Annotated in this window: 11 protein-coding genes and 2 pseudogenes; 9 read left to right on the top strand and 4 right to left on the bottom strand. The window is 70.2% G+C overall.

Features of this window, described 5'->3' with window-relative positions:
• Positions 1–111: 111 nt before the first annotated feature.
• The 5 genes and pseudogenes from CG747_RS38170 (at position 112) to CG747_RS38155 (ending at position 3,005) form a co-directional block, all read left to right on the top strand.
• Complete coding sequence (locus CG747_RS38170; protein WP_100606486.1) at positions 112–1,230, top strand: RHS repeat protein; 1,119 nt, start codon at positions 112–114, stop codon at positions 1,228–1,230.
• A gap of 44 nt (positions 1,231–1,274) precedes the next feature.
• Positions 1,275–1,841: an RHS repeat domain-containing protein gene (locus tag CG747_RS38165; RefSeq protein ID WP_100606485.1), complete on the top strand. Its 567-nt coding sequence runs from the start codon at positions 1,275–1,277 to the stop codon at positions 1,839–1,841.
• Positions 1,735–2,040 (top strand): annotated as a pseudogene (locus tag CG747_RS51125) (RHS repeat-associated core domain-containing protein); the annotation flags it as partial. The gene CG747_RS38165 and the pseudogene CG747_RS51125, both read left to right, overlap by 107 nt.
• Before the next feature lie 111 nt (positions 2,041–2,151).
• Positions 2,152–2,463: a hypothetical protein gene (locus CG747_RS48470; protein ID WP_180985881.1), complete on the top strand. Its 312-nt coding sequence runs from the start codon at positions 2,152–2,154 to the stop codon at positions 2,461–2,463.
• Positions 2,463–3,005: an Imm21 family immunity protein gene (locus tag CG747_RS38155; RefSeq protein WP_180985880.1), complete on the top strand. Its 543-nt coding sequence runs from the start codon at positions 2,463–2,465 to the stop codon at positions 3,003–3,005. Before CG747_RS48470 ends, CG747_RS38155 begins: the two co-directional genes overlap by 1 nt.
• A gap of 20 nt (positions 3,006–3,025) precedes the next feature.
• Here the strand turns inward: CG747_RS38155 and CG747_RS38150 are convergent, their stop codons facing one another.
• Positions 3,026–3,742 (bottom strand): SDR family oxidoreductase, encoded by a 717-nt coding sequence (locus tag CG747_RS38150; RefSeq protein WP_100606483.1) that lies wholly within the window; start codon positions 3,740–3,742, stop codon positions 3,026–3,028.
• A gap of 71 nt (positions 3,743–3,813) precedes the next feature.
• On the opposite strand from CG747_RS38150, the gene CG747_RS38145 reads away from it, so the two are divergent.
• Positions 3,814–4,626: a helix-turn-helix transcriptional regulator gene (locus tag CG747_RS38145; RefSeq protein ID WP_100606482.1), complete on the top strand. Its 813-nt coding sequence runs from the start codon at positions 3,814–3,816 to the stop codon at positions 4,624–4,626.
• 85 nt (positions 4,627–4,711) lie between these two features.
• Here the strand turns inward: CG747_RS38145 and CG747_RS38140 are convergent, their stop codons facing one another.
• Both CG747_RS38140 and CG747_RS38135 read right to left on the bottom strand, forming a co-directional pair.
• Complete coding sequence (locus CG747_RS38140; protein ID WP_100606481.1) at positions 4,712–7,543, bottom strand: SpoIIE family protein phosphatase; 2,832 nt, start codon at positions 7,541–7,543, stop codon at positions 4,712–4,714.
• Between the two features lie 125 nt (positions 7,544–7,668).
• Entirely contained in the window at positions 7,669–8,637 is a 969-nt protein-coding gene (locus CG747_RS38135; protein ID WP_100606480.1) for a cyclase family protein, read from the bottom strand.
• A 153-nt stretch (positions 8,638–8,790) separates the two neighbouring features.
• Here CG747_RS38135 and CG747_RS47595 point away from each other — a divergent pair, with 153 nt between their 5' ends.
• From CG747_RS47595 to CG747_RS38125, 3 genes are all read left to right on the top strand, one after another.
• Entirely contained in the window at positions 8,791–9,021 is a 231-nt protein-coding gene (locus tag CG747_RS47595; protein WP_146022228.1) for a hypothetical protein, read from the top strand.
• 39 nt (positions 9,022–9,060) lie between these two features.
• Positions 9,061–10,698 (top strand): APC family permease, encoded by a 1,638-nt coding sequence (locus tag CG747_RS38130; RefSeq protein ID WP_100606479.1) that lies wholly within the window; start codon positions 9,061–9,063, stop codon positions 10,696–10,698.
• Positions 10,699–11,384: 686 nt separating this feature from the next.
• Positions 11,385–12,092 carry a hypothetical protein gene (locus CG747_RS38125; RefSeq protein ID WP_146022227.1) on the top strand — a complete coding sequence of 236 codons (708 nt, stop codon included), beginning with the start codon at positions 11,385–11,387 and terminating at the stop codon, positions 12,090–12,092.
• On the opposite strand, the pseudogene CG747_RS38120 reads toward CG747_RS38125, so the two are convergent.
• Positions 12,017–12,548 (bottom strand): annotated as a pseudogene (locus CG747_RS38120) (transposase); the annotation flags it as partial. The gene CG747_RS38125 and the pseudogene CG747_RS38120 sit on opposite strands and share 76 nt — an antisense overlap.

Raw genomic sequence — 12,548 nt, 5'->3', positions numbered from 1 at the left:
CGGTGGTTTCGCACACCGCAGGGCGACTGGGCCGTCGAAGACCCCAGGACCGGACTCACCCGCTAGTTCTCCGAAGCCGCACACGCCCCCGGCCTGGCCCCGCTCGACGAGGTGGCGGACCGCAACGGCAACTACCTCTCCTTCGACTACGACGACGAGACCGGCGCTCCGCTGGCCATCAGGCACTCCGGCGGTCACCACCTCAGGTTCACCTGCGACGAGCGGGGTCTTGTCACCGCGCTGTACCTCGCCGGCGGCGCGGAAGACGGCGGTGACGCCCTGGTCGTGTCGTACGGGCACGACGACATGGGCAACCTCACCGCGGTCACCGCATCCTGTGGGATTCCCGGCCGGTACGAGTACGACGCGCTGCACCGGATGACTGCCTGGGTCGACACCAACGCCAGCCGCTACGAGTACACCTACGATGCGAGCGGCCGCTGCGTCTCCCAGGGCGGTACCGAAGGCCACCTGCGCTACCACTACGCATACGGCCGGACCGACCCCGAAACCGGCCACCGAACCACCACGGCCACCAACTCCCTCGGCCGCACCAGTCATTACCGGATCAACGAACGACTCCAGGTCGTGGCCGAGACCGATCCCCTGGGCAACACCAGTCGGAAGCAATGGGACAGCCGGGACCAGCTCCTCTCCGCCACGGACGCGTCGGGGAACGTCACCCGGTACGCATGGGACGACGACCACAACCTGGCGGCGGTCCAACTGCCCGACGGCAGCGTGCAAACGATCACCTGCAACGCGTTCCACTTGCCCGTGGAGATCACCGGTGCCCATGGCGCGGTGTGGCGGCAGGAGTGGGACGACAAGGGAAACCGCACGGCGGTCACCACTCCGGACGGCGCGCGTTCGACATCCGCCTACGAGGGGACCGGGGCCGTCACGGCGGTCACGGATCCGACGGGGGCGACGCGGCACTTCGTCAACGACGCCGCGGGGCTGCCGACGGCCGTCAGGGACCCGCTGGGGAACACCACGTCCGTCGTCCGGGACGCGTTCGGGCATGTCACACAGCTGACGGATCCGACCGGGGCGGTGAAGTACATCGTGTCTTCGGCACCGCGCACGACGTCGTCACGCTCACCACCGCCTGGGACGAGCGCAGTCGGCCCACCCACCAGACGCTGGCCACGCAGACCGATACCCTCCGCTCGCGCGCCTACCGCTACCGCCCCGACAGCTACCTCACCGCCGTCATCGACGAGCTGAGGGGAACGCAACGGCACTTCGACCTGGATCCGGTCGGCCGACCCGTGGCGGTGTCGGCCGAGAACTGGTCCGAGTCGTACGCCTACGACGCGGCCGGCAACCAGACGGCCGCCCAGTGGCCGGACCACGCCGGCCGCACCGCCGCCCGCGGCGAGCGCACCTACTCCGGCACCCGCCTCCTGACCGCCGGCAGGATCCAGTACGCCTACGACGGCGCCGGCCGCACCCTCCGCCGCCAGAAGACCCGGCTGTCGAGGAAAGCGGATACCTGGCGCTACGAGTGGGACGCCGAAGACCGGCTGATCGCCTGTTCCACCCCGGACGGGACGGTGTGGAACTACACATACGACCCCTTGGGGCGCAGGACCGCCAAGCGCCGGCTGGCAGCCGACGGTTCAGCCGCGGAGGAAACCGTCTTCACCTGGGACGGCACACGCCTCGCGGAGCAGACCACCCCCCCGTACGGGCGTCACGCTGACCTGGGATCACGACGACCACCGCCCCCTGACACAGACCGAGCGACGGCTCGACCGGGACCAGTCCGAGATCGACTCCCGTTTCTTCGCCATCGTCACCGATCTCGTCGGGACGCCCACGGACCTCGTCGATGAGACCGGACACGTCGCCTGGTACTCCCGCCGCACGCTCTGGGGCACCACCGCACGCAATCGCGATGCCACCGCCCACACACCACTGCGGTTCCCCGGCCAGTACGACGACCAGGAGACCGCCCTCCACTACAACTTCCACCGCCACTACGACCCCGATACGGGGCGCTACGCCACGCCCGACCCCCTCGGGCTGGAGCCCGCGCCGAATCCCGCCACCTACCCGCACAACCCCCACAGCTGGTCCGACCCGCTGGGGCTGTCCCCGGAGAGTTGCCCGAAGAAGAAGGCCCAGCGCAGCGACCCCGAGAAGGTGTGCGTCGTCGGGGACTACGCCCATGAGTCCATTCCGGCGCAGAGCAAGTCCCAGAAGTTCACCGCCGAGGAGCGACAGAAGATCAACGACCTTGGTGAGCAGTTCGGTTGCCACACCTGCGGCTCCAAGGACCCGATGTCGAAGGGCGGGAACTTCGTGCCCGACCATCAACCCATCAGCTCATGGGTTCCGGACGGGACGCCGCAGCGCCTCTACCCGCAATGCCTGCCGTGCAGCCGTCAGCAGGCGGGCTGGGCGAGGCAGCTCGCGCCTATCATGAGGCCCCTGTACGAGAGCAAGGGGAAGTGATGGACAGTATGGACACTCCCGCCGAACGAGGAAACCACCCGACGAAATGGATCGAGTCCACCGGAGGCCCGTTCGTCATCGTCCCCGCCGCGCACGCCGCCGACTGGCAGGGAATCGAGGGCGAGGACTACGACGAGGCGTGTCTCGTGGAGGACTATCTCGGGCGCGTGGAGTTCGGCCCGGCGGAGCGGAAGGTGCCCGGCATCGTCGTGGCGGACGAGCCGCTGCCCGCCACGTACCTGCCGGATCTCCAGTGCCTGCTGCAATGGAGCTGCGCACCGTCCGAGCAGGCACTGATCGACGGCGCGCGCAGCTCGTTCGAGGGTATCGACGACTGGCACCGGGGCCCCGTGCTGGACGTCCATGACCAACTGATCATGTTCGACGCCACGGCCCCGGGACACTCACTGGAGCAGGGCGAGACGCTGCCCGTCTCCTTGCCGGCGGGGAGTTACCGGTTCCACACCGCGGACTTCGAAGTCGGCGGCGACGTGGCGGGACGCCTGCACGCCATCAGGCCGCTCGACCCGCACCACGCATGAACCCCTGACCTCCGCACCGGTCACCACGGCACGGGCGTTCCGTCCCAGGAGAAGAACCCGCCGGTCGGCCCGTCGTCCGGAAGGAGCGCCAGCCGTACGGCCTCCCGGGCCGCCTCCACCGGGTCCCCGCCCGCCGCGGCCGCCCGGGGGTTGAGGTCGGTGGCCCGCAGGCCGGGGGCGAGCGCGTTGACCTTGAAACCCTCCTCGGCCAGGGTCTGGGCGTACAGGACGGTGAGGGCGTTGAGGGCGGCCTTCGACGACCGGTACGCGGCCGCACCGCCGCTGCCGGGGGTGAACTGGGGGTTCGGGTGGGTGCTCCAGGCCAGTGATCCGGTCCCACTGGAGACGTTGACGATCCGGGGGTGCGGGGCACGGCGCAGCGCGGGCAGGAAGGCGTTGGTCACCGCGACGACCCCGAACACGTTGGTCTCGTAGGTGCGCCGGAAGTCGTCCGTGCCGGACGCGGTCGCCGGGGCGAGCGAGGGCGAGATGCCCGCGTTGTTGACCAGCACGTCGAGTCGGTCCACCTCCTCCGCTGCTGCGGCGATGCTGTCCGGGTCCGTCACGTCGAGGAGCAGCAGACGCGCGGCGCCACCGATCTCCTCGACGGCCTGCCGCCCGCGTCCGGCATCGCGGGAGCCCACGTACACGCCGAAGCCCTCCGCGGCGAGCAGACGGGCGATCTGCCTGCCGATTCCCTTGTTGGCACCGGTGACCAGTGCTGTGCAATCGTTCATGACAGCCACGGTCCCCTGGCGGCGACCACCCCGCCAGGGACAACCTGTACCAGGCAGGGGAAGGAGCGCCCATGGCGCGGCAGGAACTCGCCCGATTCCTGCGGGACCGCCGCACGGCCCTGCGTCCGCACGACCTGGGCCTGCCCACGAACGCCCCGCGCCGCACCGCGGGCCTGCGCCGCGAAGAGGTGGCGGAGCTGGCCCACATGTCCGTCGACTACTACGTACGCCTCGAACAGGCCCGCGGTCCCCGTCCGTCGCCGCGCATCCTGGACGGGCTGGCCCAGGCCCTCCGTCTGTCGCCGGCCGAACGCAGCCATCTGTTCCGCCTGGCCGGAACGAGCGCGCCGCCACCCGCCACCGGCGCCGTACGGCGGGTGCGCCCGCACGTGGCCCGGATGCTGCAGCGCCTGCCGGAGACCGGCGCGATCGTCACCGACGCGGCCTACGGTGTCGTCGCCTGGAACCCACTGGCCCAGGCCCTGCTGGGCGGCGACCTCGGGCAGGGGACGACGAACCTGGCCCGGCGCCGTTTCCTCGGGGAAGGGCCGATGCACGAGAGCTCCAGCGCCGAGGAGTTCGGGGACATCGTGGTCGCACGGCTGCGCAGGGCCGGCGACCGCTACCCGCACGACCCGCAGCTCGCCGCCCTGCTGGCCGAACTGCACGCCGGCAGCGAGGAGTTCCGCCGGCTCTGGGAGACCCGCCCGGTCCACGCCCCCGGCCACCGCACCAAGACCGTCGACCACCCGACGGCCGGCAGTCTTCGGCTGAACTGCGACGTACTCCTCGTCCCCGAGGACGACCAGGAAGTCGTCCTGATCACCGCCGACCCGGGATCCCCCTCGGCCAGAACCCTGCGCAGACTGGCCGCGACGGTGTGACGATCGGCCTGTGCAGGTCGCGCGACCCACCGGCATGGACGCCCGCACCGCTCTCCCGCGCTGCCTCGTCAAGCCGGTAGGCCGGTCACAGGGCGGGAATGTCGTCGAGGAACGATGCGGCGACGGCACCGGGGCGGGTGCCGGGCATGTCCAGGGTGCACTCGGCCCAGATGGCCTTGCCGTTGGCGGTGTAGCGGGTGCCCCATGCCTGGGCGAGTTGGGCGACGAGGAACAGGCCGCGGCCGCCCTCGTCGGTGGTGGCCGCCCGGCGCAGGTGCGGCGCGGTACTGCTGGCGTCGGAGACCTCGCAGGTCAGCGTGCGGTCGTAGAGCAGGCGCACCTGGATGGGGGCGGTGCCGTAGCGGATGGCGTTGGTGACCAGCTCGCTGAGCAGCAGCTCGGCGGCGAAGGAGACCTCCTCCAGCCCCCATGCGGCCAGTTGGCGTGTCACGGCGGCGCGGATGCCGGAGACCAGGGCCGGGTCGGTGGTCAGTTCCCAGGTGGCGATCCGGTGGGCGTCCAGCGCGTGGGTGCGGGCGACGAGGAGGGCTATGTCGTCGGTGGGGTGATGGGGGGCCACGGTTCGGAGGATGTCCTGGCAGGTGTCCTCGGGTGGGCGGTTCGGGTGTGCCAGGGCCCGGCGCAGCTGGCCGAGGGCCGTGTCGAGGTCGCGGTGGCGGTCTTCGACCAGTCCGTCGGTGTAGAGGATCAGCTGACTGCCTTCGGGGAGGTGGAGTTCGGCGGTTTCGAAGGGGAGGCCGCCCAGGCCCAGCGGCGGTCCGGCGGGCAGGTCGGCGAAGGTGACGGTGCCGTCGGGGTGCACCAGCGCGGGCGGGGGATGGCCGGCCCGCGCCATGACGCACTGCTGCGAGGTGGGGTCGTAGACGGCGTACAGGCAGGTGGCACCGATGATGGCGGTGCTTCCGGCGGGCCCCTCGCCGTCCTCGTCCCGGTCGAGGCGCGCCACGAGGTTGTCGAGGGAGGTGAGGACTTCGTCCGGGGCCAGGTCGAGTTCGGCGAAGTTGCGGGCCGCCGTGCGCAGTCGGCCCATGGTGGCGGCGGCGTGCAGCCCATGGCCGACGACGTCCCCGACGACGAGGGCGACGCGGCTGCTGGACAGGGGGATGACATCGAACCAGTCGCCGCCGACTCCGGACTCGGAGGGCAGGTACCGGTAGGCGACCTCGATGGCGTTCTGCTCGGGGAAGCTGCGCGGCAGCAGGCTGCGCTGGAGGGCGAGGACCATGCTGTGTTCGCGGGTGTAGCGGCGGGCGTTGTCGATGCAGATGGCGGCGCGGGTGGCGAGTTCCTGGGCCAGTGAACGGTCGTCGTCGCCGAAGGGGGCGGGGTCCCGCGACCGGTAGAAGCTCGCTACGCCCAGGGCGATGCCGCGGGCGATGAGGGGGACGGCGATCAGGGAGTGGACGTTGTGGTCGAGGAGGTGCCGGGCATGCCCGGGGTCCTGGGCGATCCAGCCCGCGGCGGTCCGCAGGTCGGGTTCGAGCACCGGCTGCCCGCTTGCCAGGCAACGGAGTTGGGGAGTCGTGGGGCGGAGGTCCAGCGGCTCACCGGCAGGGTAGAAGGGGCAGTCCTCCCGGTAGCCGTGCAGCACGGTGCGGTGGAGGTCGGCGCGCGGGTCGGTCGGCTCCTCGCCGCGCAGTACCGCCGCGGGAAGGTCGATGGTGACGAAGTCGGCCAGGCGCGGGACGGCCATCTCGGCGAGCTCCTGGGCGGTGCGGCCGACGTCCAGGGTGGTGCCGATGCGGGTACTGGCCTCCGACAGCAGTTCCAGGCGGCGCCGGGCCGCCACGGCGTACCTCCCTACGCCCGGCTCGCCGACCAGCACCAATCCGCTGGTCGTGTGGGCGGTGGTGGGTCCGGCGGGGCCGGGATCGCGGTCCGGAGCCGTCGCCGGGCCGGGTGCGGTGCCGGGATCGCGCCGGAGCCGCGGGGCGGCGGGACCGGGGTCCGGCTGCGCCGGGGTGCCGGGTGGGGTATCCGTCGTGGTGGGGACGGCGATGTGCTGGTGCCGGGTGGAGAGGACGGCTTCGATGGCGAGGCCCGCCACCCCGGAGGCGCCGGTGACCGGGCGGCTCAGCAGGGTCGCCTGCCGTCCGCTGGGGAGCGGTACCTCCACGGCCGCCCGCTGGGCCAGGGCGATCAGATCGGTGGCTTTCTCCTTGAGGACCATCTGGTCCCGCCAGTCCAGTCCGCTCTCGGCGAGCTCGCCCGGCTGACCGTTGCCGGTCGGGGTGTGGTGCCTGGCGTCGAGGTAGGCCCGCAGCAAGGTGCGCTCGCGGGTCGAACTCTGCTCCAGGAGCCGCCGTTCGATGGCGTCGGCCGCCCTGCGGATCACGGTGTTCAGCGCCGCATCGACGTCGCTGGGCGGATAGCCGAAGCAGAGGATGCCCTCGATGCGGCCGCTGAGCGGGTCCCGGACGGGAATCGCCGAGCAGGCGTTGGACTGCGAGCGTTCGGCGAAGTGCTCGGCACCGTAGACGTTGACCAGTTGCCGTTCGGCGAGCGCCAGTCCGATGCCGTTGGTCCCGCCGAACTCCTCGGCGAACACGTAGCCCGGGACGCTCTGGATCGCGGCCAGCCGCCTGACCTGGGAGGGATTGCCGAAACGGCGTTCCAGCACGGCGCCGCGGCCATCGGCGAGGGACACGTTCATGTTCCTGTCGGCGAACATCTCCTGCAGCCGGTCCAGTACGGGCTCGGCTGCCCGGACGAGCCGGCCCTCCAGATCGAGATCAGGGCGGTAGGGGAGTTCGCAGCCTTCCGGGGAGAGGCCCAGGGAGAGGGAGCGCTGCCAGGAGTTGAAGATCGGGCTTCGCACGGTCTCGGGGACCGACTCGCCACGAAGGAACTGGTCACGGGCGCGTGCGGGGCCGATGTCAACTCCCACGAGCCCCATCCGAATCACTTCCCTCGCGGTACGTGCCGCCATGACCGCTCGTACACCGGAGCGGCCGTACCGTTGGTTTCGATTGTAGGGCTTTGCGTGGTTGGCGGTGCTGGCCACAGGGGGGAAGGCGGGCCTCACAGCACCGCGATCGGGGTGACGGGTGAACCCGTGCCGCCCGGGATGTTCAGGGGAGCCACCAACAGCAGGAAGGCGTAGCGGCCCGCCTCGGCGCAGGCGGTGGAGAGCGCTTCGAGATCGAGGTTGTCCAGGAGCGGCACGCCCATCGCGGCGATCGCCAGCGCATGGACCGGAGAGTGCACACCCTCGACCGGCGAGGGCCGTACATCGCTGTCGCCGTCGCCGCCGAGCAGGGCGATGCCGCGCTCGGCGAGCAGGGGCATGGCGTCCACGTGGAAGCCGGCGCTCGCCGCGTCGGGGTTCCAGGCCCCCCGTTCGCGGCGGCGGCGCATGCTGCCGGACCGCAGCAGCACGGCGTCGCCGTCGCCGACCGTCACGCCGAGTGCGCGCTCCGTCGCGACGATGTCCTCGGCGTGCACCGCGTGCTCGGGTTCCAGCCAGGCGCTCCCCGCGGCGGCGGGCAGGTCGAGCAGCACGCCCCGGGTCACCAGGCAGCCGAGCGCTGACACGGAGCCGAACCGGGCCCCTCGGGAGTCGACGAGCTCGTGTGCGGGGCGGCCGTCGTAGAGGTGCCCGCGGTAGGCGATGTGGGAGAGCGCATCCAGGTGGCTGACGGCCTTGCCGTGGTAGTCGACGGCGAGGAAGTCCTTGTACGTCGAGGGTTCCGGGGCCTCGGCGTCACCGAGGTCGGACATGAAGTGCAGCGCGGGCTTGCTGTTGTCCGGGCCGGCGGCCGTGTCCCACGGGCGCGCCATCGGGATGACCGTGCCGGTCCGGACCAGGGCGGTGGCCTGCCGTACCCGGTCCGGGGTCACCCGGTTCCAGGCGCCGCGGTCGGCGGACGTCCAGCGGCCCCAGGTGCGGACGGTCGCGAAGAGTGCGTCGAACTCCCGGCGGGAGACGGCGGGCCCGTTGCCGGCGCCGGTCGGCGGGGGAGGCGGGGCATCGCTGGGGTTGCCGGTCATCTGCTGCTCAGCGCTCCAGGGTCGAGGGGCCGCCGTCCGGCCTCGCCGGTCCACCGCCCCCAGGATGTCCCCTCCGTGCGGTGCCCCGCATGTGAGCGCGGGCGGGGTCACCGGCGGAAAACGCACGACCCTACGCGCTGGAAAGTAATGCCATTGGTGCACCATCTCAAAGCTTTTGCCAAATTGAATTCGCCGCATTGGTGGGATGAATGGTCCTTCGGCCGGCTCTTTCTCGGCGCTCGGATCGTCCTCTCGTCCTCAAGTGCCCCTGCCTGGCCCGGTTTTGTCGCGGTGCCGGATCTCTGGGTTCCCTATGAATTTTCCGCGGAAAATAAATATTCAGTCAACGGCTATTTGCAGAGCCCGGAAAGCTCCTTACTCTGAGGCAACTTTTCGGCCAGCTGTCTTGAAAGGCCCCCCCTCATGGCAAGCGTTGACGAGATCACGCCACTGCAGGCACGCGCACCGGGCTCCCTGCGCAGGGACGTAGGACTAATCGGCCTGATGTGGGCCTCGGTCGGCTCCATCATCGGATCCGGGTGGCTCTACGGAGCCCAGAAGGCCGTGGTGGTGGCGGGTCCGGCCGCGATCATCTCCTGGAGCATCGGCGCGGTCGCGATCGTGCTCCTGGCGCTGGTGCACGCCGAGCTCGGTGGCCTCTTCCCGGTGGCCGGCGGCACGGCGCGCTATCCGCACTACGCCTTCGGCGGTCTGGCCGGTATGTCCTTCGGCTGGTTCTCCTGGCTCCAGGCGGCGACGGTGGCGCCCATCGAAGTCGAGGCCATGATCGGCTACGCCGGGCACTGGTCATGGGCCAAGTCGCTCCAGCATGCCAACGGAACCCTCTCGACCAGCGGGTTCATCGTCGCGGTCGCCCTCATGGCGGTCTTCGTCGCGGTGAACTTCCTGGGCGTGAAGGTGCTGGCCCACACCAACAGCGCCGCCACCTGGTGGAAGATCGCCGTACCCCTCGGGGCGATCTTCGTCATCGCGGCGACCAACTTCCACCCGCACAACTTCACCTCCCACGGCTTCGCCCCGTTCGGCGCCAAGGGCGTGCTCAGCGCCATCAGCACCAGCGGCATCATCTTCGCGCTGCTCGGCTTCGAACAGGCCATCCAGCTCGCGGGCGAGAGCCGCAACCCCAAGCGCGACCTGCCGCGTGCCACCATCGGGTCGGTCGTGATCGGCGCCGTCATCTACACCCTGCTCCAGGTCGTCTACATCGGCGCCCTGCCGCTGGCGTCCTTCGCGCACGGGTGGGCCAAGCTGGACTACGCCGGCATCAGCGGCCCGTGGGCCGGCCTGGCCACCGTGGTGGGGCTCGGCTGGCTGGGCTGGGTCCTGTACGCGGACGCGATCGTGTCCCCCGGCGGCACCGGCCTGATCTACACCACCTCCACCTCGCGGATCTCCTACGGCCTGAGCAAGAACGGCTACGCCCCCCGGCTGTTCGAGAAGACCGACGCCCGCGGCGTGCCGTGGTTCGGGCTGATCATCTCGTTCGTGACCGGCGTGATCTGCTTCCTGCCGTTCCCGAGCTGGCAGGAGCTGGTCTCCTTCATCACCTCGGCGAGCGTCCTGATGTACGCCGGTGCGCCGCTGGCGTTCGGCGTGTTCCGCGGCCGCCTGCCGCACCATCAGCGCCCGTACCGCCTGCCCGGCGGCAACGTGATCGCGCCGCTGTCCTTCGTCGTCGCGAGCCTGATCATCTACTGGGCCGGATGGACCACCCTGGAGCGGCTCGGCTGGGCGATCGTGATCGGCTACGTCCTGCTCGGCAGCTACGCCTGGTACGCCACGAAGAAGCGGCTGCCGAACGCTCCGCGCCTGGACTGGAAGGCCGCGCAGTGGCTTCCGGTCTACCTCATCGGCATGGGCGTCATCTCCTGGCAGGGCGGCTTCGGCGGCCAGGGCCACATCCCGCTGTGGTGGGACATGGCGATCGTCGCGGTGTTCTCGGTGGGCATCTACTACTGGGCCCTCGCCACCGCCGTCCCGGCCGAGTCGATCGAGCAGAACATCGAGGCGGTCGCGGTCGTGGACGAGGGCGGTCACTGACCGGCCCCCTCACCCTGAAGGCCGAACGAGCCGAGGGATCCGACCGGTCACCCGGCCGGGCCCCTCGGCTCGTACCGCCACACAACCGGACCGCCGGGCACGGCATGCACTTCACCGCATACGCGCCACCGTTTGCGCACCACCATGTGCAATTCCGGCCGATGATTCGTCAAATAGCCATTCTCACAATGCATTTCCCCGCACCTCGCCTCACCTCGCCGCTCGCGCCCACGCCGCAGGTACATCGACTGCCGACACCACCTGCAGACAGCACTGAGGACCTGACCGTCGTCGCGCTCTACAGGCAGGTACACAGCTGGATGACCGACTCGCGCGGCAGTACCCCGCAGTTGAGACTCGCCGGGGAAGGGGACGTAGTCATCGCCCGCCGCCCCCGCCCAACGCCATCGACACCGGGCCAACTGTCTGACATCAAACGCCCACGAGGCCGTATCGTAGGGTCCCCCATCGGCCGCGGCACCAGCGGTCGCAGTGACCGGCACTGGGCCCTCGAACGTGCCCAACGCTGGCTCGGTTACCTCGCTGCGCACCTTGACCGACTCGGCACGCGCGACCTCGCATGGTGGGAACTGGGCACCGCCATGAGCCGTTCCTCGCGCATGCTGGTGGTCGGGTTCTTGACCGCGCTGGCCTTCGGGGTACCAACGGGGGCCGCGAATACACTCATGGACTTGATCGCAACGTCGCACGGGCTCGGGTTCGCCCTCGTGCGGGGGATCACAGCCGGGGTCCCGCATGGGCTCGTGGCCGGGGTGGGCTTCGCGGTCTTGTACGGGTCCCGCTACGGGGGTGCGGCAAGGCCGTCACGCGTACGCATACGGACCTTCGGCTGGGACCGGGGTGGGCACAAGAGGTTCCTTTCCAGATTTATGCTCGGGCTCGCGTTCGGGCTCCCGACCGCACTCGCGCTGGTTCTTGTCGACAGGGGGGTGGCCGCGGGGCTCGGTGACGAGTTCGACGACGGGCTCGTCAACACGCTCGCGTTCGTGCCCGTGGTCGGGCTCGGCATCGGGCTCGTGCTGGGGATCACGGCCTTGCTGGAAGCCCCCATCGACATCGGGTCCGCCACCAGCCCTGTCGGCTTGTTGCGGGCAGATCGCAGGATCATGGCCTTCCATCTGCTCACGTGGGCACTTGTGTTCGGACTCGGAGGCGGGATCGTCAATGGGTTCATGGCGAGGCCCGCGTCCGGCCTCTTGTCCGGGCTCGTACTCGGGATCGGGACGGCCTTCGGAGGCGGGATCGGATACGGGCTCAGCTTCACAGCCTGGGGCCAATGGGTGGCCCTAGTGCCGCATCAGGCAACGTTCGCCCTATCCACGATCTCGCGAAGGCGTTCGTCGGCGGCGTGCTTGTTCCGCCAGATGATGTAGCGGCGGATCATGCTGCCCTGCTCCTTGTGACTGGCGTGGTCGGTGCCGTCGAGAGCGAAGTAGCGTAGGGCGGTGAACTGGGCTTCGATGCGGTTGAGTCAGGAGCTGTTGGTCGGTGTGTAGGCGAACTCGATGTTGTTGGCCGTGGCCCAGTCGCCGACCCGGGTGTCGTTCTTCGTGGTCAGGCGCGGGGAGAAGTTGTCGAGCACGATCGCGATGCGGATCTGGGGCGGGTAGAGGCTGCGCAGGTAGCGGCAGAACTCCAGGAACCTCGTGCGGTTCTTCTTCGGTTTGATGTGGCCGTAGGGCTTGTCTTCGCTCAGGTCGTAGGCGGCGAGCAGGTGTCTGACCCCGTGCGGGCGGGTGTAGGTCGCCCGGCGTCGGGGCCTGGGCTCGCGGCCGAGGTCCTTGTTCCGGCCGCCTCGTTCGGCCCAGTGAGCCGTTTCCAAGCTGGCG

It is taken from the genome of Streptomyces sp. CB02959 (genome assembly GCF_002803155.1).
Taxonomy (GTDB): Bacteria; Actinomycetota; Actinomycetes; order Streptomycetales; family Streptomycetaceae; genus Streptomyces.
The sequence above is the reverse complement of the archived record's forward strand: the minus strand, read 5'-3'. Positions and strand labels throughout refer to the sequence as shown.